Source organism: Kitasatospora sp. NPDC015120, from assembly GCF_043080305.1.
Taxonomy (GTDB): Bacteria; Actinomycetota; Actinomycetes; order Streptomycetales; family Streptomycetaceae; genus Kitasatospora.
Genome location: NZ_JBIBVJ010000008.1, coordinates 293,915 through 317,037, shown reverse-complemented (window position 1 = coordinate 317,037; position 23,123 = coordinate 293,915). Strand labels below are relative to the sequence as shown.

8 protein-coding genes are annotated in these 23,123 nt (G+C 77.2%); 1 reads left to right on the top strand and 7 read right to left on the bottom strand.

Annotated features, from left to right (window positions below; genetic code table 11):
• Nucleotides 1-92 precede the first annotated feature (92 nt).
• Complete coding sequence (gene secD / locus ACF1AK_RS21270) at nucleotides 93-2,444, bottom strand: protein translocase subunit SecD (protein ID WP_391500369.1); 2,352 nt, start codon at nucleotides 2,442-2,444, stop codon at nucleotides 93-95.
• Nucleotides 2,445-2,618: 174 nt separating this feature from the next.
• A complete protein-coding gene (locus ACF1AK_RS21265; RefSeq protein ID WP_391500368.1) occupies nucleotides 2,619-3,050 on the bottom strand; it encodes a hypothetical protein in 432 nt (143 codons plus the stop codon).
• Between the two features lie 541 nt (nucleotides 3,051-3,591).
• On the opposite strand from ACF1AK_RS21265, the gene ACF1AK_RS21260 reads away from it, so the two are divergent.
• A complete protein-coding gene (locus ACF1AK_RS21260) occupies nucleotides 3,592-4,908 on the top strand; it encodes a VWA domain-containing protein (protein ID WP_391500367.1) in 1,317 nt (438 codons plus the stop codon).
• Nucleotides 4,909-4,911: 3 nt separating this feature from the next.
• Here the strand turns inward: ACF1AK_RS21260 and ACF1AK_RS21255 are convergent, their stop codons facing one another.
• The 5 genes from ACF1AK_RS21255 to ACF1AK_RS21235 are packed head-to-tail and all read right to left on the bottom strand — an operon-like array spanning nucleotide 4,912 to nucleotide 23,106.
• Nucleotides 4,912-5,625, bottom strand: a complete 714-nt coding sequence (locus ACF1AK_RS21255) for an HAD-IIB family hydrolase (RefSeq protein WP_391500366.1) — start codon at nucleotides 5,623-5,625, stop codon at nucleotides 4,912-4,914.
• A gap of 44 nt (nucleotides 5,626-5,669) precedes the next feature.
• Nucleotides 5,670-5,864 (bottom strand): MbtH family protein, encoded by a 195-nt coding sequence (locus tag ACF1AK_RS21250; protein ID WP_391500365.1) that lies wholly within the window; start codon nucleotides 5,862-5,864, stop codon nucleotides 5,670-5,672.
• Nucleotides 5,865-5,890: 26 nt separating this feature from the next.
• Entirely contained in the window at nucleotides 5,891-6,634 is a 744-nt protein-coding gene (fabG, locus tag ACF1AK_RS21245) for a 3-oxoacyl-ACP reductase FabG (RefSeq protein WP_391500364.1), read from the bottom strand.
• A gap of 39 nt (nucleotides 6,635-6,673) precedes the next feature.
• The gene (locus ACF1AK_RS21240; RefSeq protein WP_391500363.1) at nucleotides 6,674-17,242 is read right to left on the bottom strand and encodes an amino acid adenylation domain-containing protein; all 10,569 of its coding nucleotides are present in this window, start codon (nucleotides 17,240-17,242) and stop codon (nucleotides 6,674-6,676) included.
• A gap of 32 nt (nucleotides 17,243-17,274) precedes the next feature.
• The gene (locus ACF1AK_RS21235) at nucleotides 17,275-23,106 is read right to left on the bottom strand and encodes an SDR family NAD(P)-dependent oxidoreductase (protein WP_391500362.1); all 5,832 of its coding nucleotides are present in this window, start codon (nucleotides 23,104-23,106) and stop codon (nucleotides 17,275-17,277) included.
• Nucleotides 23,107-23,123 lie beyond the last annotated feature (17 nt).

The following is a 23,123-nucleotide window of genomic DNA, read 5'->3' as shown; positions in this document are numbered from 1 at the left end:
GGGGCCACCGGCCGGGGGCGGCCGCCCCGTCGGCGGAGGAGTCCGGCCCGCACCGCTCCCGGACCGGAGCCCGGGAGCGGTGCGGGCCTCGCTCAGACCACCGCCCCGTTGTGGTCGCGCGTCCCCGCCGCGCCCGCCGGGTGCGGCGTCCGCGCCCCCCGTGCCCCCGGCGCCTCCCGGGCCTGCCGCGGCCGATCGGGGAACCGCCCCTGGAGCAGCACCACCACCGGCATCGCGGTGAACACCGTCGACGCCGTGCCCACCAGGACCCCGGCCAGCAGCGCCACCGAGAAGTCGGCGAGCGAGTCGCCGCCGAGGACCGCCAGGGCCGCCAGGACGAACAGCGCGCCCATGCCGGTGTTGACCGTCCGGGGCAGGGTCTGCGCCACGGCGCGGTCCGCGAGGTCCGCCCAGCGCGCCCTCGTCCCCGTCCGGCGCAGCTCGCGCAGCCGGTCCAGGACCACCACCGTGTCGTTGACGGAGTACCCGACGATGGTGAGCAGCGCGGCGAGGAAGACGCTGTCCACCGGCTTGCCCAGCCAGGCGAAGAGGCCGAGCACGAGCAGCAGGTCCTGGGCCATCGCGATCACCGCGGCGGTCGCGAAGGTCCACCGGAAGCGGATCGTGAGGTAGAGCAGCTGGGCGGCGACCGCGAGCCCGAGCGCGGCCAGCGCGTAGCCGCGCAGCTCGCTGCCGAGGCTCGGCCCGATCAGTTCGTCGCGCTCCACCGCGAGTTCGCCGGCGACGCCGGTGAGCGCCTCCCGGATGTGCTGCTGCTGGTCGTCGCCGGTCTCCTTGGTGCGGACGGACACCCCGGTGTCGCCGGTGGTCTGCACCACGGCCTGCGGGAACCCGGCGCCGACCACCGCCGCGCGGGCGGCGTCCGCGTCGACCCGCTGTGCGGCGGTGTACTGCGCCACCCGGCCGCCGGTGAACTCGACGCCGAAGTCCAGGCCGCGCCCGCCGATCCCGGCCAGGGCGAGCAGCAGCAGGCCCGCACAGGCGCCCAGCCAGCGCCGCCGGTGGCGCATCAGCCGGGGCGGCCGCCGGTTCAGCCGGGTCCGGAGCCGGCCGACGCCGGCCATGCCGGTCAGGGCGGGCCGCCGGGCGACGGCCGGCCGCCGCACCGCCCACTCGGCGAGCAGCCGGGTGATCAGCATGGCCGAGAACATCGAGGCCAGCACGCCGATCGAGAGCGTCACCCCGAAGCCCTTGACCGGTCCGGTGGCGAACACGAAGAGCAGCCCGGCGGCGAGCAGCGTCGTCACATTGGAGTCGGCCACCGCGCTCCACGCCTTCGCGAACCCGACGCGCAGCGGGCGCCGCAGGTCGCGCTCCCCGCCGCGGCCGGCCGCCCGGGGCGCGGTGTACTCCTCCCTGGCCCGTTCGAAGACCAGCACGTTGGCGTCCACCGCCATGCCGATGGCGAGCACGAAGCCGGCCAGCCCGGGCAGGGTGAGCGTCGCGCCGAGCGCGACCACGGCGGCGTAGGAGATCAGTCCGTAGAGGCCGAGCGCGACGGTGGCCAGCACCCCGAGCAGGCGGTACACGGCGATGATGAAGGCCCCGGTGCAGAACAGGCCGATGGCCGCGGCGAGCGCGCTGGCCCGGACGGCCTCGGCGCCGAGGGTCGGGCCGACGGTGCTCTGCTCGATCACCGTCACCGGGACGGGCAGCGCGCCGCCCTTCACCAGGGCCGCGAGGTCCCGGGCCTCGTCGGCCGAGAAACCGCCGGTGATCTGCGTCGAACCGCCGGTGATCCCCTGCCCGCAGGGCACGCCGGCCTGGACCCCGGGGGCGGACAGGACGCGGTCGTCGAGCACGATGGCGACCCGGCGGGCGGGGTCGGCCGGGGCGGCGCACGCCGCCTCCCCGGTGAGCCGGGCCCAGGCGTCGCCGGCCGAGCCGCGGAAGGAGAGGTCGATGCTCCAGCCGAGGCCGGTCCGGGTGTCGAGGACGGCCGAGGCGTCCTTGACGCCGTCGCCGGTCAGCACCGGCGGGCCCAGCCGCAGGTGGCCGCCGGGCAGGGCGGGGTCGGCGAGGACCCGGGAGCCGTCCGCCGCGGGGGGACCGGCCGGGCCGTCGGCGGTCGCGGTGACGGGGTGGAAGGTGAGCTGGGCGGTGCGGCCGATCACCGCGGCGGCCTCGCGGGGGTCCTGGACGCCGGGGAGTTCGACGACGATGCGCCGCTCCCCGGCGCGGGCGAGCGAGGGCTCCGCGACGCCGAGGCCGTCGACCCGGCGGCGCAGCACCTCCAGCGCCCGATCGGTGGCGTCCGCGTCGGCGCGGACGGTGGGCGAGTCCTGGGTCTCCAGGACGATCCGGGTGCCGCCGCGCAGGTCGAGGCCGAGGCGGGGCGGGGTGGTCAGGGCGGTGTAGAGCGAGACACCGACGACGGCGAGCGCGACGAGCGCGCGCCAGAACGTGGCACGGCGAGCAGGCATGGGTACTCCACGGGCGGTCCGCGGGAGCCGGGCGTCCGCGGGGGACGCCGCACCCGGGACGGGCGGACGCGAGGGGACGCGCGCCGCCGGAGGCGCTCCGGGCACGGTGGCCGGAGCCCTCCCGGCCGGGCCGCGGGCAGGCCGCGGCACCCGGTCGGCGGGCGCGGTGGAACGTCAGCTGGACCGGGTGGAGGGGGGACCGCGGGTGTGGCGGGGGTGGTAGGGGCCGGACGGCGGCGCCCGCTCCTGGCGCGACCCCGGGGCGTACACCCCGGGCCGGAGCCGGGGGGCGTCCGTCCGCCCGCCCGGGAGCGCGGCCGGCGGGAGCGCGGGCAGCCGCACGCCGGGCTCGGCGGCGGCCGTGCGCCGCTGGGCGACATCGGCGTCCCGGCGGTCCGCGGTGCGCCGGACCTCCGCACCCGCCGGGCCGAACCGTACGGCGACGGGGGCGGCCGGGGCGGCTTGCGAGCTGACGGCCGGCGGCGCGTCAGGGGCCGGCCGCGCCGCCCCCGTCGCCGTGCCGAGGAGGACCTGGCAGACGGCCCAGGCCGCGAGGAACGCGCAGGACAGCGCGGCCGCCGCGGTTCGACGTACCCGTCGCTCCACTCCGGCCCCCCCTCCGTGCTCGTGCCGCCACCCGGTCCCGCCCGCAAAGAAGCTCTCACTGTAGGCGACGGCGCCGCCGGGTGGGGACCCGGGCGGCGGAGCGGCCGGCGATGTCGCCGGCCGCTCCGCCGCAGGCGCCCTCGCGGTGGAGCACGCGCGGGCCGGTGCCCGTGCCGTCGCGGCCCGACCGGCCTGCTGCGCCACGGCGACAGCCGGGGCGGGGACCTCGCGGGCGGACCGGTGCCACCGGACCCGTCCGCGGGGAACGCCGGGCCCGCGACCGGTCGCGGACGGCCGGCCACCGGTCGACGGCGTTCCACAGCGCGGAGGCATCCTCCGGCGGACAGCTCGTCAGCACCGCGTTGACTCCCTGCCCGGCACGGTGATGGCCGCCTGGCGGCGGCTGCCGGCCGCCCCGCGGGTGCGCCGGCACCTGCGCGGCCGTCGCCCGGACGAGGCGTCCCGCTGTCGGACGGTGCCGTGCCGCCCGGTGCGTTCGCCCGGGTGTTCGGGGTGGGAGGGGCCTTGTCAGACTGGGGCCATGAGGGAGCGAGCCTTGAGTGCGGGTGCGAATGTTCCGGTCGACGCGGCGGCCGTGCGGGTGGAGGTCGGCCGGGAGGCCGGGGGGCCCGATGTCGATGCCTCGGCCCTGCTGGTGGGGGCGGACGGGCGGGTGCGGGGGGACGGGGACTTCGTGTTCTACAACCAGCCGCGGCACGCGTCGGGGGCGGTGGTCCATCAGGGGAAGGCCGAGGAGGACGGGGTGGTGACGGACCGGCTCGGGGTGGAGCCGGCGGCCGTGGAGCCGGGGGTGGAGCGGGTCGTGCTGGTGGCCTCGGCGGACGGCGGGACCTTCGGGCAGGTGCGCGGCCTGGTGGTGCGGCTGGTCGACGTCGCGACGCAGCGGGAGCTGGCGCGGTTCGAGCCGGTGGCGGGGCCGGAGACGGTGCTCATCGGCGGTGAGCTGTACCGGCGCGGCGGACAGTGGCGGTTCCGGGCGGTCGGGCAGGGGTACGCCTCGGGGCTCGCGGGGCTGGCGGCCGACTTCGGGGTCACCGTGGACGAGGAGGGCGGCGGGGCGCGGCAGCCGGGCGGCGCGGCGGGGGAGGAGGGGCTCCCGGCCGGGATGCGGGAACGGCTGTCGCTGCGCAAGCGGCAGGTGGCGGTGAGTCTGGAGAAGCACGGGGCGGCGGGCATGGTCGCGCGGGTCGTGCTGGTGCTGGACGCCTCCGGGTCGATGTCGGCGCTCTACGCCCGGGGCGTGGTGGCCGACGTGGTGGAGCGGATGGTGGCGGTGGCGGCGCAGCTGGACGACGACGGGACCATGCAGGCGTGGACGTTCGCGTCGAACCCCGCCCGGCTGCCCGACCTGCGGGTGGGGGACCTCCCGGAGTGGCTGCAGCACGTCCGGGTCGGGCAGCTGGCCGGGCTGTTCGGACGCCGTCGGCGCGCCGGCCGGCTGCCCGACGGCCAGGTCGACATGAAGGCGGTCGGGGTCGGCAACGAGGAGCAGAAGGTCATCGCCGAGGTCCGGGAGCACGTGCGCCGGCACCCCGCCGGGGCGCCCACCCTGGTGCTGTTCTTCTCCGACGGCGGCGTCTACCGCAACGCCGAGATCGAGCGCGAACTGCGCGCGTCCGTGGAGGAGCCCGTCTTCTGGCAGTTCGTGGGACTGGGCCGCTCGGACTACGGCGTGCTGCAGCGCTTCGACGAACTGCCCGGGCGGCGCGTGGACAACGTCGGCTTCTTCTCCGTGGACGACATCAGCACCCTGCCCGACCCGGAGCTGTACGACCGGCTGCTCTCCCAGTTCCCCCGCTGGGTGGTGGCCGCCCGCCGGGCCGGCATCCTGCCGTAGCGCTCAGAGCCAGCCGAGGGTGTCCAGGGCGGTGTGGATGCCGGCCGCCCCGGGGTGTGCGGGCCGCAGCACGTGGGGGGTGCCGGCGAGCGCGGCGAGCAGGGCGGGCTCGGCGCCGCCGACGACCACCGCATGGGTGCCGAGCCGGTACAGCGAGAGGTCGTTGAGGGAGTCGCCGGCGACCAGGACGTCCTCGGGCCGCCAGCCGAGCTTGCCGGCCAGGGCGCGCACCGCGGTGCCCTTGGAGGCCCCGGGCGGCAGCACGTCGAAGTAGCGGTCGCCGGAGTACACCCAGGCGCAGCCGAGCGCCTCGACGGCGGCGGTGAGCTCGCCGGTGAGGTGCCGCGGCGCCAGGTGGTAGGAGCAGCGGCCGTCCTGGACGACGCCGTGCTGGTAGCGCAGGCCGGGGAAGCGGCGCAGTGCGGCGCGCACCCGCTCCTCTCCCGGCCAGCCGGCCCGCAGCCGGTCCTGGAGGGCGTCCACCGGGGTGAGGTCGGTGCCGTCGAGGACGGTGGCGCCGACGTCGGCGATGATCCAGCGGGGCCGGGGGACGAGCGGGTCGCGCAGGACCTCGCGGACCGCGGAGGGACCCCGGCCGGTGGCGAAGACCGGGGTCACCTCGGGGTGGCGGAGCAGCGCGTCCCGTAACCGCCGACGCTGGTCCGGGCTGCCGCCGAGCAGGGTGCCGTCCAGATCGGTGACCAGAATCCTCGACATCGGAGGACGCTAGCACGGTCACGGGTCGTGGTGAAGTGTTCACCTCAGGTGCGGGCGGCCCCCTGACGGAGGGACAGCGGGCGCAGGTCGCTCCAGTGGGCGTCGACCCAGGACTCGCAGGCGTCCTCGGTGCCGGTGAAACCGGCGGGGCGCCAGCCCGCGGGCACGGGGAGGGCGGCGGGGTGGAGGGCGTGCTGCTCCTCGTCGTTGACCAGCACGGTCCAGCGGGTGTCGGACACGGGGGGCTCCAGAGGGGGGAAGGGGGTCAGCGGAAGCCGCCGTCGATGCGGACGACCTCGCCGGTGAGGTAGCTCGCCCGGTCGGAGAGCAGGAAGGCCACCAGGTCGGCGACCTCCTCGGGGCGGCCGAGGCGGCGCAGGGCGACCTGGTCGAGGGACTGCTCGACGGCCTCCTCCGGGAGCTCGGCGACCAGATCGGTGTCGATGTAGCCGGGCGCGACCACGTTGGCGCGGATGCCGTAGCGCCCGACCTCCTGGGCGAGCGAGCGGGTGAAGCCGATGATGCCGGCCTTGGTGGCCGCGTAGTTGGTCTGGCCGGGGTTGCCGCAGACCCCGGCGACGGAGGACAGCGTGACGATGGCGCCGTGGCGGCGCAGCGCCATGCCGTCGATCACGGCGCGGCAGGCGTGGTAGACGCCGCTCAGGTTGACCTGGAGGACGTCGTGCCAGTCCTGGTCCTCCATCAGCAGCAGCGGGGTGTCGCGCAGGATCGCCGCCGAGGCGACCAGGGCGGTGACGGGGCCGAGGGCGTCCTCGGCCCCGTCGACCAGTTCGCGGACGGCGGCGGCGTCGGCCACGTCGGTGCGGCGGACGTAGACGGCGCGGCCGAGGTCCCGCAGTTCCTTCTCCAGGGTGCGGGCGGACTCGGCGTCGCTGCTGTAGCACAGGGCGACGTCGTAGCCGTCCTCGGCCAGCCGCAGGGCGGTGGCGCGGCCGATGCCGCGGGTGCCGCCGGTGATCAGCGCGACGGGGGTGGCCGTGCGGTGCATGGCGTGCCTTTCGGGGAGGGGAGGGTGAACGGGCGGGGGTCAGGAGGCGGGACGCTGCCGCACGCGGCGGCGCAGCTCGGCGAGCGGGAGGTCGGGCTCGCCGGTCAGCAGGTCCAGGACGGCCGGCCACTGGCGCGTCATGGCGGCCATCGAGCGCGGGTCGATCCGGTCCGGCGCGTACAGCCACAGGCCGCGCAGCCCGGCGTCGGACTCGTGCATCATCAGGTAGAGGTCGGCGTTGTGCGGGCGCATCTCGGTGATCAGCTCCGGGATCACCTCCGCGTCGCCGACGTTGAGGTTCAGCGGCGCCGCGCTCAGGCCGTGCAGGTCCAGCGGGTCACCCGCGACGTTGAGCAGGTTGAACAGCAGCCGCAGCGGGTTGCGGTCCTCCCCGGCGTCCCGGCGCAGCCACCGCAGCGGGACCTCCTGGTGCAGATGGGCGTCCAGGACGCCCGCCCGCACGGCGGTGACCAGGTCGCGGACGGTGGCGTCGCCGGCCGGGCGGGGGCGGACCACGACCGGGTTGATGAAGAAGCCGATCATCTGCTCGGTCTGCGGATGCTCCCGGCCCGCCAGCGGGAAGCCCACCGCGAGGTCGGTGCCGGCGCCCTCCTGCGCGTAGCTCTGCAGCAGCAGGTGGAAGGCGGTCAGCAGCAGCATGAACAGCGTGGTGCCCTCGCGCTGCGCGGCCTCCTTCAGCGCCGCAGTGACCTCGGGCTCCAGCACGAAGCCGCTGGTGTAGCCCTCGACGGCGCCGGCCTTCTGGTGCTCGGGCGCCTCGAAGCGCGGCAGCTCCGGCAGGTCCGTCAGCAGCCGCTCCCAGTGGGCGACGTGCTCGTCGAGCTCGCCGTCGGCCAGCCGCCGCCGCTGCCAGGCCGCCCAGTCCGGGTACTGGAGCGCCGGCTCGGGCAGCCGGGGCTCGCGGCCCAGCACCCGGGCGGCGTACAGCTCGCCCAGCTCGCGGCCGAGCAGCGCGTACGACCAGAGGTCGACCACGATGTGGTGCAGCACCAGCACCAGGACCCAGGTGTCCGGTCCGGTGGTCACCAGGGTGCCGCGCACCAACGGGCCCTCGGCCAGCCGGAACGGGCGGTCCACCTCGGCCTCGACCAGCCGTCGCAGCGCCTCGGTCCTGGCCCCCTCGGGCTCGCCGCTCAGGTCCACGGCGGTCAGCGGCCAGCCGCCCGCCGGGTCGGCCAGCTGGCGCCAGGAACCGGCGCCGTCCTCGACGATCCGGGTGCGCAGCGCCTCGTGACGGGCCACGATCGCGTCCAGGCTGTCGCGCAGCGCCGCCGGGTCGAGGGTGCCGGTGAGCACCGTGGCGGTGATGACGTTGTGGTGCGAGGCCTCCGGGTCGACCGGCTGGTGCATGATGTCCAGCTGGGCGAAGGAGAGCGGCACGCCGCCGGTGCGGTCGGCCCGCGGGACGCTGCCGCCGCGCCCGGCCGGGCGGCCGCGGCGCCGGGGCCGCGCCGCCGGGCGGACGGGCACCGGGCCGCCGGCGTCCGGCAGGGCGGCGCAGGCCGCCACGGCCGTCAGGGCGGCGAACCACGTCTCGGCCAGCTCGCGCACCGCGGACTCGTCCAGCACCCCCCGCGCCCAGGTCCAGCCGGCCGCCAGGCACGGGCCGTCGGGGCCGTCGTAGGTGACGGCGTTGAGCTCCACCGGGTGGGTCCGCAGTCCGGCCGGCGCGTCGTCCTCGGTGCCGGTGGCGCCGAGGGCGAGCGCCGCGTCGGCGGTGACCGGCGCCCAGAGGGCCTCCGGACCGGCGTCGGCGAAGCGCCCCAGGTAGTTGAACGCCACCTGCGGGGCCGGCAGCGCGGCCAGCGCCGCGGCGGTCTCCGGGTTGAGCCGGCGCAGCAGGCCGTGGCCCAGGCCGTCCCCGGGCAGGGCGGCCAGCTGCTCCCTGATCCGGACCACGGCGGCGGCCAGTTCGGGCCCGGCGGCCTCGACCTGCGGCCAGTCGAGCGGGCCGGCCGCCAGGCGCACCGGCTGGACGCTGGTGAACCAGCCCACCGTGCGCGACAGGTCGACCCCGTCCGCGAGGTCCTCCTGACGCCCGTGGTTCTCCACGGACACCAGCACCCCGCCCTCCGGCGCCCGCCCGGGGGCGCGGCGGCGGCGCCACTCCTCCAGGGCGATGCCGAACGCGGCCAGCAGCACGTCCTGCACGCCGGTGTGGAAGGCGCCGGGTGCGGTGGTGAGCAGCGCGGCGGTGGCCCCGGCCGGCAGGGTGAGGACCAGCCGGCCCGTTCCCCCGGCCGGCTCCGGGCCGGCCGGCAGCAGCGCCGGCGTGTCCGACAGCAGCCGCTGCCAGGCCGGGAGTTCGGCCACGCGCCGCGGATCGGCGGCCTCCTCGGCCAGCAGGCCGGCCCAGCGGCGCACCGAGGTGCCCACCGGGGCGAGCACCACCGGCCGCTGCGCGAGCACCGCCTCGCCGGCGGCCCGCAGATCGGGCAGCAGGATCCGCCAGGACACCCCGTCCACCACCAGGTGGTGCAGCACCAGCAGCAGCCGTCCGGGACGGTGCGCCCCGGCGTCCAGCCAGACCGCCTGGAGCATCACCCCGGCCCGCGGGTCCAGCCGGCGCCGCGCGGCGGCGGCCTGTCGCGCGGTCAGTGCCCGCAGCCCGTCCGCGTCGAGGCCCTCGGCGTCCACCCGCAGCAGGTGGTCCGCGACCCGCACCGAACCGGCCGGTCCGGCCTGCAGCACCCAGCGGCCGTCGGCCCGGGTGTCCAGCCGGGAGCGCAGCACGTCGTGGTGGTCGGCCAGCGCCTGCACCACCGCGGCGAGCCGCGGCAGGTCCAGCTCCCCGGCCGGCGGCACGGCGAGCACGGCCTCCTGGCTGAACCGCCCCCACTCCTCGGCGGGCAGGTCCAGGTCGCGCAGCCACTCGGTGATCGGGGTGGGGGCGATCTCGCCCGTCCCGACGTCCTCGGCGTCCGCCGCGTCCTCCGCGCGGACGGCCACCGCCGCCAGCTCGGCCACCGACGGGTGGGCGAACACGTCGCGGGCGCCGATCACCAGCCCGGCCGTACGGGCCTGGGAGACCACCTGGATCGCCTGGATGCTGTCGCCGCCGAGGTCGAAGAAGCCGTCCCCGGTGCCGACCTCCGCCAGCCCCAGCACCTCGGCGTAGATCGCGCAGAGCGTCTCCTCGGCCGCCGTGCGCGGGCGGCCGGAACCGGCGGCCGCGGTGAACTCCGGCGCCGGCAGCCGCTCCCGGTCCACCTTGCCGTTGGCGGTCAGCGGCAGCTCCGCGAGCACCACCACCGCGGCCGGCACCAGGTACGGCGGCAGCTGGGCGGCCAGCGCGGCCCGCAGCGCCGCCGGGTCCGGCGCCGCCCCCGGCCGGGGGACCACGTAGCCCGCCAGGGCGCGCCGGCCCGGCTGGTCCTCGCGGACCGCCGCCACCGCCTGCGCCACCTCCGGCAGGGCGCCGAGCGCGGACTCGATCTCGCCCAGCTCGATCCGGAAGCCCCGCACCTTCACCTGGTGGTCGGTGCGGCCCAGGAAGTCCAGCTGGCCGTCGGCCCGCCACCGCACCAGGTCCCCGGTGCGGTACATCCGGGTGCCCGGCTCCCCGTACGGGTCCGCCAGGAAGCGGCGGGCCGTCAGACCGGGGCGGCCCAGGTAGCCCCGGGCCAGCCCGGCGCCCGCGACGAACAGCTCGCCGGGCACGCCGGGCGGCACCGGCCGCAGCTCCTCGTCCAGCACGTACACCCGGGCGCCGGCGACCGGCCGGCCCACCGGCGGAACGCCCCCGCCGGGCGCCAGCGGCCCGGTCAGGGTGGCGCACACCGTGGTCTCGGTCGGGCCGTAGGCGTTGACCATCCGCCCGTGCGCCGACCAGCGGTCGGCCAGCGCGGCGGGGCAGGACTCGCCCGCCACCACCAGCGACAGCCCGGCGGGCAGCCCGCCCTGCGGCACGGCGGCCAGCACGCTGGGCGGCAGCGTCACATTGGTCACCCCGTACCGCTCGCAGGTGCGGGCCAGCGGCTCGCCCGGGAGCAGCTCCTCCTTGGGCACGACGACCAGCGTGGCGCCGGTCAGCAGCGCGTCGCAGCGCTCCGCCACCGAGGCGTCGAAGCTCGGCGAGGCGAACTGCAGCACCCGGCTGTCCTCGTCCAGCCCGAAGCCCTCGCGCTGGGCGGCGACCAGGCCCGCGAGGCCGGTGTGGGTGACCACCACGCCCTTGGGCGTGCCGGTGGAGCCCGAGGTGTGGATGACGTACGCGGCGTTCGCCGGGGTCAGCGGACCGGTGCGGTCGGCGTCCGACGGCGCCGTCGCGGGGAGGGCGGCGAGCTCGGCCGCCGTCCGCGGGGCGTCCAGCCGCAGCACCGGGACGTCGGTGGCCGGCAGCGCCCCGGCGGCCTCGCCGGCCGTCAGCAGCAGCACCGGGCGGGCGTCCTGGAGCAGGAAGGCGATCCGCTGCGCCGGGTAGTCCGGGTCCACGGGCAGGTAGACCGAGCCCGCCTTGACCACGGCCAGCATCGCCACCACCGAGGCGGCCGAGCGCGCCAGCGCCACCGCCACCGGCCGCTCCGGGCCCGCGCCGAGGCCGATCAGCAGCCGGGCCAGCCGGTTGGCCTCCGCCTCCAGCTGCGCGTACGTCAGCTTCCGCTCGGCGTCCAGCACCGCGAGCCGCCGCGGGGTGCGGGCCGCCTGCGCCTCGAACAGCGCGGGGAGCGTGGCGGCCGGGGCCCCGGCCGCGCCGTTCCAGTCCGTCAGCAGCTGCCGCCGCTCCTCGGGGGCGAGCAGTTCCACCTCGCCGACCGGGCGCTCCGGCGCCGCGCAGACCGCCAGCAGCATCCGGCGCAGCCGCTCGGCCAGCAGCTCCACCGTCGCCGGGTCGAACACGTCGGCGTTGTACTCGACGACGCCGTCGATCCCGGCCGGGGCGCCGTCGCCCGGCGTGCGCCGGCCGGTCAGCGAGAACACCAGGTCCATCCGGGCGCCGCCGGTGTCCACCGGCACGACCTCCTCCGCCAGGCCCGGCAGGCCGAGCACCGCGTCGGGGACGTTCTGCCAGGCCAGCATCACCTGGAACAGCGGGTGGTGCGCGGTGGAGCGGGCGGGCCGCAGCGCGTCCACCAGGAACTCGAAGGGGACCTCCTGGTGGGCGTAGGCGTCCAGGCCGCGCTCGCGGACCTGCGCCAGCAGCTCCCGGAAGGTCGGGCGGCCCGCGAGGGAGACCCGCAGCACCAGGGTGTTGACGAAGAAGCCGACCAGCTCCTCGGTGGCGGCGTCGGTGCGCCCGGCGACGGTCGCGCCGACCGGGACGTCGTCCCCGGCGCCCAGCCGGTGCAGCAGCGCGGCCAGGGCGGCGTGCACGACCATGAACTCGCTGGCGTCGTGCCGCCGGGCGAGCTCGGCGACGGCGGAGTGCAGCGCGGCGTCCCAGCGCAGCGCGACGGTGCCGCCGCGCTGGCTCGCCGAGGCGGGGTGCGGACGGTCGGCGGGCAGCGCGATCCGCTCCGGCAGGCCCTCCAGCGCCCGGCGCCAGTGGGCGAGCTGCCGGTTCCAGGTGCTGTCCGGGTCGTCCTGGTCGCCGAGCAGCCGGCGCTGCCACAAGGTGTAGTCGGCGTACTGGACGGGCAGCGGCGCCCAGCGGGCCGCGCGGCCGTCCCGGCGGGCGGCGTAGGCGGTGGCCAGGTCGCGTCCGAGCAGGGCGACGGACCAGCCGTCGGCGGCGATGTGGTGCACCACCAGGACCAGGGTCTGCCGCTGCGGGCCGTGCACCAGCAGCTCGGCGTGCACCGGCAGTTCGCGCGCCAGGTCGAAGCGGTGGCGGGCGGCGGCCTCCACGGCGGGCGCCGCGTCGGCCTCGGGCACCTCGGTGACGGTCAGCACGGCGCGTCCGGCGTCGGGGCCGAGCACGTGCTGGCGCGGGACACCGGCGGTGTCGGGGAAGACGGTGCGCAGCGCCTCGTGCCGCTCGACCACGTCGGCGAGCGCGGCGCGCAGCGCGGCGGCATCCAGCGGCCCGCTCAGGCGCACCGCCATCGGGATGTTGTAGGTGGCGGAGGGGCCCTGCATCCGGTCCAGGAACCAGAGCCGGCGCTGCGCGAAGGACAGCGGCAGTTCGGCGGGCCGGGGCCCGGGCACCAGGGCCGGGCGCGGCGGCGCGGCCTCGGCGCCCCCGGGGCCCTCGCCGGCCAGGTGCCGGGCCAGGCCCGCCACCGTCGGGGTCTCGAACAGCGCCCGGACCTGCACCTCGGCGCCCAGCGCGGAGCGGATCTGGGAGACCAGCCGGGTCGCGAGCAGGGAGTGGCCGCCCAGGTCGAAGAAGCTGTCGTGGACGCCGACCGCCGGCACCCCGAGCACCTTGGCGAACAGCGCGCACAGCGCCTCCTCGCGCTCGTCGCGCGGGGCGACGTACGCGGCGGCGAGGTCGCGGCGCTCGCCGTCGGGGGCGGGCAGCGCCTTGCGGTCGGTCTTGCCGTTGGGGGTCAGCGGCAGGGCGTCGAGCAGGACGTAGGCGGAGGGGACCATGTAGGCGGGCAGGCGTGCGGCCAGGGCGGTGCGCAGCACCGGGACGAGCCGGCGGGCCAGCCGGCGGCGGGTGCCGCTGACGTGGCGGCCCCAGTCCGGCTCCTTCGCCGGCACCTCGGCGAGGCGCGGCAGGCCGAGCGCGGGCGTGCCGTCGGCGCCGGTCCGGCGGGCGACCAGGGTGAGCGCGCCGTCGGGGCCGTGGCCGGACCAGTCGAGGTCGATCCGGTAGCCGGTGGCGTCGGCGAGGGACCACAGCTCCTCGGGGTCGACCGCCTCCGGGCGGTCCGCCGCCGGGGCGCCGCCGTCCTGCGCCAGCTGCCCGAGGGTGTCGGCGAGGTCGCGCACCCGGGCGTTGGGCACGTCGCGCACGGCGAGCAGCGCGGGGCGTTCGGTGGTCAGCCGCTCGCGCAGCGCCGCCACGCTCAGGCCCTCGGCCGTCCAGTCCAGCCACTCGGCGCAGGGTGCGGTGGCCGGTCCGGAGGCGGGATCGCCGGTGGTGAGCACGACGTCGTAGCGGAAGCGGTTCAGCTCGTTGGCGGCGGCGGCCCGCTTGGGCAGCACCCGGACCTCGTCGATCGCCGGGAAGCGCCGCGGCAGGGCGGTGAACAGCGCGGGGTCGAGGACCAGCTCCTCGTCCTCCTCCACCCGGCGGCCCACCCGGGCGAGCAACTCGGCGCCGGGCAGGCCGGGTTCGGCGTGCGCCAGCTGCACCGAGAGGTGGAAGGCGCTCAGCAGCGGCAGGCTGCGGATGTCGCCGAGGAACAGCGAGCCGCCCGGGGCCAGCCGGGCCAGCGCGCCCTCGACGACCCGCAGCAGATAGCGCTCGTCGGGGAAGTACTGGACCACCGAGTTGAGCACGACGACGTCGAAGAGCCGCTCGGGCAGCCGGTCCAGCCGGTCGGCGGGGCAGGCGTGCAGGGCGACCTCGCCGAAGGCCCCGGCGGCGGCGTCGACCACCGGGCGCAGGCCGTCCAGGGCGACCTCCGAGATGTCGGTGCCCCAGTAGCGCTCGGTGTGCGGGGCGACCCGCTGGAGGATCAGACCGGTGCCGCAGCCGATCTCCAGCACCGAGCGCGGGCGCAGGGCGAGCACCCGCTCGGCGGTGCGGTCGGCCCACTCGCGCATCTCGGCGGCCGGGATCGGCTCGCCGGTGTAGCTGCTGTTCCAGCCGCGCAGGTCCTCGGCGGGGATCGGGGCCGCCTCGGGCGCCGGGGCGTCCTTCGGCTCGTCGTAGGCGGTGTCCCAGATCCGGCGCCACTCGTCGACCTGGTCGGGCCACTCCTGCGCCGGAGCGGCGCCGGCGTCGGCGGCCGGCACCACGTACGCCACCAGCCGCTGGTCCCCGGGAACGTCCTCACGGACCGTCACCACCGCGTGGCCGACCTCCGGATGGGCGGCCAGTTCGCTCTCGATCTCGCCCAGCTCGATCCGGAAGCCGCGCAGCTTCACCTGGTGGTCCAGCCGCCCCAGGAACTCGATGCCGCCGTCGCGGCGGCGGCGCACCAGGTCCCCGGTGCGGTACAGCCGGGCCGCCGGGTCCGGGTCGAAGGGGTGCCGGACGAACCGCTCGGCCGTCAGCTCCGGCCGGCCCAGGTAGCCCCGGGCCAGCCCCGCGCCGCCGATGGTCAGCTCCCCGGGCACCCCGGGGGGCACCAGCCGGCCGCGCTCGTCCAGCACGTGCAGCTCGGTGTTGGCGATCGGCGCGCCGATCGAGACCGGGCCCTCGCCCACCTCGGCCACCGCCGACCAGATGGTGGTCTCGGTCGGCCCGTACATGTTCCACAGCTCCACGCCGCCGGCCAGCAGCCGCCGGGCGAGGTCCTCGGGCAGCGCCTCGCCGCCGGCCAGCACCTTCAGGCCCGGCGCGCCCCGCCAGCCCGCGTCCAGCAGCATCCGCCAGGTGGACGGGGTCGCCTGCATGACGCTCGCCCCGGAGGCGGCCAGCAGCCGCGACAGCCGCTCGCCGTCGGCGGCCGAGGAACGCTCGGCGACCACCACCCGGGCGCCCTGCACCAGCGGCAGCAACAGCTCCAGCAGCGAGATGTCGAAGGAGTGCGTGGTGACCGCGAGCAGGGTGTCGTCCGCCGTCAGGCCGGGCCGCTCGCCCATCGCGTACAGGAAGTTGGTCAGCGCCCGGTGCGGGACCTGCACGCCCTTCGGCCGCCCGGTGGAGCCGGAGGTGTAGATCACGTAGGCGAGGTCGCCCTCGTCCACCGGGGCGCCGGGGTCGCCGGCCGGCTCGGTGGCGAGCTCCTCGCGCAGCTCGTCCAGGCAGAGCACCTCGGCGCCCCCGGCGGGCAGCCGCCCGGCCACCGGACGCTGGGTCAGCAGCACCGGCAGCCCGGAGTCGGCCAGCATGAAGGCGATCCGCTCCGGCGGGAACTCCGGGTCCAGCGGCACGAAGGCGCCGCCCGCCCTGAGCACCGCCAGCAGCGCCACCACCAGGTCGACCGAGCGCTCGGTGCAGACGCCGACCAGGACGTCGCGGCCGACGCCGTGGCGGCGCAGCCGGTGGGCCAGCCGGGCGGACCGGTCGTCCAGCTCGGCGTAGGTCAGGGCCTCGGCGCCGCAGCGCACCGCCTCGGCGCCGGGGGTGCGGGCGGCCCGCTCGGCGAACCGGTGGTGGACCGGGCCCGAGTCGGGCCACTGCCGGCGGGTGTCGTTGCCCCGCTCGCGCAGCGCCCGCTCCTCGTCCGGCGCGAGCAGCGGCACCTCGCCGACCGGGCGGTCCGGGTCGGCGAGCAACTGCTCGACCAGCAGCCGCAGATGGCCGGCCAGCTGGTCGACGGTGGCCGCCTCGAACAGGTCGCTGTTGTACTCGAAGCGCCCGCTCAGGCCCTCGGGGCGGTCGAAGACCTGGAGCTCCAGGTCGAAGCGGGCGGTGTCGCTCTCCACCTCCATCGGCTCCAGGTGCAGCCCCGCCACGTCGAAGGAGGGCATCGCGATGTTCTGGAAGACGAAGGAGACCTGGAAGACCGGGGTGCGGGAGAGGTCGCGCTGCGGGTGCAGCTCCTCGACCAGCCGCTCGAACGGCAGCTCCTGGTGGGCGAAGGCACCCAGGCAGGCCGGCCGCACCCGGGCCAGCAGCTCCCGGAAGGACGGCGCGCCCGACAGGTCGGTGCGCAGCGCCAGCATGTTGGCGAAGTAGCCGATCAGCCGCTCGACCTCGGGGCGCCCCCGGTTGGCGACCGGCACGCCGACGACGACGTCCTCCTCCCGGGTGTAGCGGTGCAGCAGCACCTGGAAGGCCGCGAGCAGCGTCATGAACGGGGTGACGCCCTCGGCCCGGCTGAACTCCCGCACCCGGTCCATGACCGGCGCGGACAGGGCGAACGGGCGCGAGCCGCCACGGGTGGTGCGCACGGCGGGCCGGGGCCGGTCGGCGGGCAGCTCCAGGGCGGCCGGGGCGCCGGCGAGGGCCTCGGTCCAGTAGGCGAGGTCGGCCGCCGCGCCGTCGCCGTCCAGCCGCTTGCGCTGCCACACCGCGTAGTCGGCGTACTGGATCGGCAGCGCGGGCAGCACGGCCTCGGTGCCGGAGGCGTACCCGCCGTAGAGCGTGACCAGCTCGTCCAGGAACACCGAGGTGGACCAGAGGTCGCCGGCGATGTGGTGGATGGTCAGCAGCAGGACGTGCTCGTCGGCGGCCAGCCGCAGGAAGCGCATCCGCACCAGCGGGCCGGTGGCGAGGTCGAAGGGGCGGGCGAACTCCTCCCGGGCCAGGGCCCTGATGCCCTCCTCGCCGTCCGGGCCGGCCAGGTGCTCGCAGGCGACGACGGCGAACTCCGGCTCGGCGCCCTCGGTGACCACCTGCACCGGCTCGCCGTCCACCGCCCGGAAGGTGGTGCGCAGCGCCTCGTGGCGGCGGGCGATCGCGGAGACGGCGCGCCGCCACAGCTCCAGGTCGAGCGGCCCGCGGATCCGGGTGGCGCCGCAGACGTTGTAGGCGGTGTCACCGGGCGTCAGCTGGTCCAGGAACCACATCCGCTGCTGCGGGAAGGAGGCCGGGAACCGGTGCCGGCGGGGCTGGGCGGCGGCCTGCTTGCGGCGCAGGCGCTCGGCGAGCAGGGCCCGCTTCTCGGCGGCGGACAGGGTCGCCGGGTCGGGGGTGGTCATCGCGCGTCCGTCCTCGTGTGTGTCGCGGGTGCTCATTCCTGGTCCCCCTGTCCGGCGGACTCCTCGGCCAGCAGGGCCTGCAGCCGGGCCTCCACCTCGTCGTCCGACAGGCCGTCGAGGTCGTCGGCGTCGAGGTCGCCGAACCCGTCCGGGCCGCCGGGGCCGCCGGCGCCGTCCGGGCCGTCCTCGCCGTCGAGGGCGCCGAGTTCGACGGAGGCGTCGCGGCTGATCGCCTCGATGGCGTCCTCGGCGTCCCCGCCGCCCCCGGCCAGCAGCTGGACGGTGTGCGCGACGGTGGGGGACTGGAAGAAGTCCCGCAGGTCGAGCTCGGTCCCGAAGCGGCCCTGGATCCGGGTGTTGATCTGCACGGCGGCCAGCGAGTGGCCGCCCAGGGCGAAGAAGTCGTCGTTCACGCCGACCTCCTCGACGCCCAGCACCTCCCGCCACAGCGCCGCGACGGCCTCCTCCTGCTCGGTGGCGGGCGCCACGAACGGCGTCGCCAGGTCCGGGCGCGGGTGGCTGCCGCCGAGCGGCGCCAGCTGCTCCAGCTCCCGGGCCAGCAGGGCCGGGGTGATCGAGCGGGCCAGCCGGCGCAGCGCCTCGAAGTCCTGCGGGGTGACCACCAGGTGGGCCGGGAGTCCGGGCTGCGCCAGCACCCGGGCGAAGGCCGCCCGGCCGTCCTCCTCGGTGAAGCCCTCGCCGAGCGCGGCGAGCGCCCCGGCGGCCGCGGGCCGTGCGCCGGTCCCGGTGTCCCCGGCGTCACCGCCGTCCCCGGCGGCCGCGGTCTCCGCACCGGCGCCCTCGGCCTCGGCGACGGTCTGCGCGATCTGCTCCAGCAGGGCGTCGACGTCATTGATCCGCTTGACCGTGAAGTCGCCCACCCGGACCAGCAGCCGGCCGTCGGGATCGAGCAGTTCGAGGTCGCAGCTGAGGGTCTCGCCGGTCGACCCGGCGGGGTGCCTGATCTCCACCGCGACGTGCACGGTGCCGGTCAGCGGGTGCAGGATCCGCAGGCTCCGGTAGGTCAGCGGCAGGTAGTACGGGTCCTCGGCGTGCAGCCGGAACACGCCGCCGGCCATGTCGAGCAGCGCCGGGTGCAGCGGGTAGGCGTCCAGGTCGGCGAGGAAGGCGTCGTCCAGCCGCAGGGTGGCGAGCATCCGCCGGCCGCCGGTGCGGATGGTCTCCAGCACCTGCCAGCGCGGCCCGAACCAGAACTGCAGCGGGCCGCCGCCCTCCTCGAAGCGCTCCACCCCCAGCCGGCGGCGGATCTCCTCCTCGGTCCGCAGCACCTCGGTCACCTCGCAGCGGGCCTCCACCTCGGCCAGGTCGCGCACCGTGTCCGGGCCGCGCTCGTGGAACGACGCCGAGCCGACGGCGTGCTCGCGCCAGGGCGCCCCCTCGCCGGGGCGGCTGCGGACGGTGAACCGGGTGCGGCCGTCGTGCTCCTCGACGGTGGTGTACACCGTCCGGGTCTGCCCGTCGGGGACGATCACCGGCGTCATGAACAGCACGTCGTGCAGCTCGATGTCGCGCTCGCCCGCCTGGCCGGCGAGCGCGGCGCGGACCAGCTCCAGGTAGGCGGTGCCCGGCACCAGGCCGTGGCCCATCAGCCGGTGGTCGTCGACGATCCAGCTGTCCGCGGTGGACAGCACCGTCTCGTAGACCCGGGTGGTCCCCTCGGAGCGGACCAGCCGCAGCAGCGGGTGCCCGGTCTCCGCGCCCGCCGCGCCGGTCCCGGCGGTGAGCCCGGCGGCCATGCCGACGCCCTCCCAGGTGCCCCAGCCGAGCGAGGTCACCGGCCGGCCCTGCCCGCGCCGCCACTGGGCGTAGGCGTCCAGGAAGGCGTTGGCCGCGCCGTAGTCGCTCTGGCCGGGGCCGCCGAGAACGGCGCTGACCGAGGAGCAGAGCAGCAGGAAGTCCAGCGGGTCGTCCGCGCAGAGCCGGTCCAGCAGCAGGGTGCCGAGGGTCTTCGCGGCCAGCACGCCGTCGGCCTGCTCCGGGGTGCGGCGCGCCAGCATCCCGGCCGACGGCGCCCCGGCGGCGTGCACCACGCCGTTCAACGGGCCGAACCGCTCGCGCAGTGCGGCCAGCCGGGCGGCGAGCTGCGCCTCGTCGGTGACGTCGGCGCGCAGCACCACGACCCTGGCGCCGCGCTCGCGCAGCCGGGTCAGCCGGCGGATCCGGACGCTGGTCGGGTCCTGCTCGCCGTGCGCCTCCAGCCAGGCCTGCCAGGTGTCCTCGGCGGGGAAGCCGGAGCGCCCGAGCAGCGCGAGGACGGGGGACCCGGCGCCGTCGGCCAGCTGCTCGGCGAGGGCCAGGCCGACACCGCCGAGCCCGCCGGTGACCAGGTAGACGCCGCCGTCGCGCAGCTGCGCCGGTCGGCCGGCCGCCCGGTCGCCGTCGGCCAGCGGCAGGGCGTCGAAGTCGCGGACCCACCAGTGCCGCCCGCGCAGGGCGAGGTCGCGCTCCGCGGGCTCGCGCAGCAGCAGCGCGTGCACCGCGGCCACCGCCTCCCGGCCGGGGTCGCCCGGGTCGGTGCCGGTGAGGTCCAGCAGCCGGCAGACGGTGTCCGGCAGCTCCTGCGGCAGGACGGTGCACGGGCCGGCCAGCAGGGCCTGCTCGGGGCGCAGCGCCTCCTCGCCGGTGACGGCGTGCACGCCGCGGCAGAGCACGTCGACGGTGACCGGGACGGCGGGGCGGGCGTCCCCGACGGCCTGGGCGAGGGCGCTCAGGCTGTCCAGGCCGAGCCGGCGGGCCGCGGCCAGCCGCTCCTCGTCGACGGCGGCGTCCTCGGACGGGTCGTCACCGAGGCTGAAGGCGTGCACCAGCCGCAGGGCCGTGGCGCCCCGGAGGTCCAGCGAGCCGAGCAGTCCGGCGAGCTGTGCGCGGTCGGCCGGGTCCAGCGTCCAGGCGTGCTCGCCGAGGCGGTGCGGGCCGGGGACGCGCAGGCCGTCGGTGCGGGACGGGCCGTCGTCGGCGGCGACCCGGACCACGGGCGCGCCCTCGCCGGCCAGCCGGTCGGCGAGGGCGGCGCCGAGGGCGGTGCCGTCGCCGAGCACCACCCACAGTGCCCCGCCGTCACGGCCGGGCCGGGCGGCGGCCGGGCCGAGGCGCTTCCAGCCGGGCGTGCGGAACCAGTCCTCCAGCGGCACCGGTCCGGCCGGGCGCTGCGGCGCGGCGGCGGTGCCGGGGTCCGGGTCGACCCAGTAGCGCTCGCGCTGGAAGGCGTAGCCGGGCAGCCGCAGCACCCGGCCCCCGGCCGGTGCGAGGGCGGCGGGGTCGACGGGCGCCCCGGCGCTCCACAGCGCGCCCAGCGCCTGCGCCAGCCGGACCCGGTCGTCCTCCCGCTCCTGCGGGTGGCGCAGCGAGCCGGCCACCGTGCGGCCCTCCTGCCAGGCGTGGTGACGGCGGACGAAGTCGCCGAGGGTGTGGCCCGGCCCGACCTCCAGCAGCACCCAGGACGGATCGGCCAGCAGCAGCGCGGCCGCGTCGGCGAACCGGACCGGCTCGCGCAGGTGGCGGCCCCAGTACTCCGGGCTGGTCGCCTCCTCGTCGGTGATCCAGGTGCCGGTGACGTTGGAGCAGAACGGGATCCGCGGCGGGCTCAGCCGCACCCCGCGGACCGCCTCGACCAGCGGGGCGACCGCGCCGTCCATGGCCGCGGAGTGGAAGGCGTGCGAGGTGTGCAGCCGGCGGCAGGCGACGCCGGCGGCCTTGAGCCGGTGCTCCAGGGCGTCCACCGCCCCGGCCGGACCGGAGACCACGCTCAGCTCGCTGGAGTTGACCGCCGCCACGGCGAGCGCGGGGTCCGCGTCCAGCCACGGCGCGAGCGCGCCCTCGGCCAGGAACACGGTGAGCATCGACCCGGCGGGCATCGCCTGGACCAGCCGGCCCCGGGCGGCGACCAGGCGCACCGCGTCCTCCAGCGAGAACACGTCGGCCAGACAGGCGGCGACGTACTCGCCGACGCTGTGGCCGGCCATGGCGCCCGGCCGCACGCCCAGGGCCTCCCAGTGGCGGGCCAGCGCGTACTCGACCAGGAACAGCGCGGGCTGGGCGAACTCGGTGCGGGTCAGCCGCTCCTCGGCCGCCTCGGCCCGGCCGGGCGCGGGGAACAGCAGCGCGCGCGGGTCCTCGCCCAGCTCGGCGGCGAACAGCTCCGCGGCGCGGTCGAGTTCGGCGGTGAACACCGGCTCGTGGCGGTACAGGCCGCGGGCCATGCCGACGTACTGGGTGCCCTGGCCGGGGAACAGGAAGGCGACCCGGGCCCGCTCGGCGGCCTCGGTGGTGCCGGCGGCGGTCACGGCGCGCAGCGCGGCGACGGCCTCCGCCAGGTCGCGGCCGGCCACCGCGCGGCGCCGGGCGAAGGCGCGGCGGTGGTGGGCCAGGGTGTGGGCGAGGTCGGCCGGCGGCGTCGCCGGGTGGGCCTCCAGGTGGTCGGCGAGCCGGCGGGCACCCTGCACGAGGGCCTCCGGCGTCCGCCCGGACAGCGGCAGCACGACCGGAGTGCCGTCCTGCCCCGCGGGCGGGGCGGGCGGGGCGGGCTCGGGGGCCGGGCCCTCCTCCAGCACCAGGTGCACATTGGTGCCGCCGATGCCGAACGAGCTGACCCCGGCCCGGCGCGGCCCGCCGCCCCGGGGCCACGGCCGCAGCCGGTCGTTGACGAAGAACGGGCCGGACTCCAGGTCGAGTTCGGGGTTGGGCTTGGTGAAGTGCAGCGACGGCGGGATCGCCTCCTGCCGCAGCGCGAGCACCGCCTTGATCAGCGCGGCGACCCCGGCGGCGGCGTCCAGGTGGCCGATGTTGCCCTTCACCGAGCCGATCGCGCAGAAGCCGCTCTCCTGCGTGGACTCCCGGAACGCCCGGGTGAGCGCGGCGATCTCGATCGGGTCGCCGAGCGCGGTGCCGGTGCCGTGCGTCTCCACGTAGCCGACCGAGCCGGCCTCCACCCCGGCCACCGCCAGCGCCTCGGCGATCACCGTGGCCTGCCCGTCCACGCTGGGCGCGGTGTACCCGGCCTTCAGCGAGCCGTCGTTGTTCACGGCCGAGCCGAGCACCACGGCGTCCACGGTGTCGCCGTCCCGGCGGGCATCGGCCAGCCGGCGCAGCACCACGACGCCGGCGCCGTTGCCCGGCACCGTCCCGCCGGCCGCCGCGTCGAACGGACGGCAGTGGCCGTCGGGGGAGAGGATGCCGCCCGGCTCGTACTGGTAGCCCTGCTCCAGCGGCGAGCCGATCGAGACGCCGCCGGCCAGCGCGAGGTCGCACTCGCCGTTGAGCAGGCTCTGGCAGGCCAGGTGGACCGCGGTGAGCGAGGTGGAACAGGCGGTCTGCACGCTCAGCGCCGGGCCGGTGAGGCCGAGCTTGTAGGCGACCCGGGTGGCGAGGAAGTCCTTGTCCGAGGCCAGCATCGTCTGGTACGGGCCCGCCGAGTCGAAGACCCGCCGGTTGGCCGTCACGTTGTGCAGCAGGTAGGTGTTCAGGCCGGCGCCGGCGAACACGCCGATCCGCCCCTCGAACGCCTCCGGCACGCACCCCGCGGACTCCAGGGCCTCCCACGCGCACTCCAGGAACACCCGGTGCTGCGGGTCCATGATCTCGGCCTCGCGCGGGCTGTAGCCGAAGAAGGCCGCGTCGAAGCGGTCGGCGCCCTCCAGCACGCCCTTGGCCGGCACATAGCCGTCACGGCCGGACACCCCGGGGTCCACCCCGGAGGCGCGCAGCTCCTCCCCGGAGAGCACGGCGATCGACTCGCGGCCCTCCTCCAGGTTCCTCCAGAACGCGTCGACGTCGGGGGCGCCGGGGAAGCGGCCGGCCATGCCGACGATGGCGATCTGGTCGAGTTCTTCGGACATCTCCGGCATCGGGGTCTCCTGTCGCC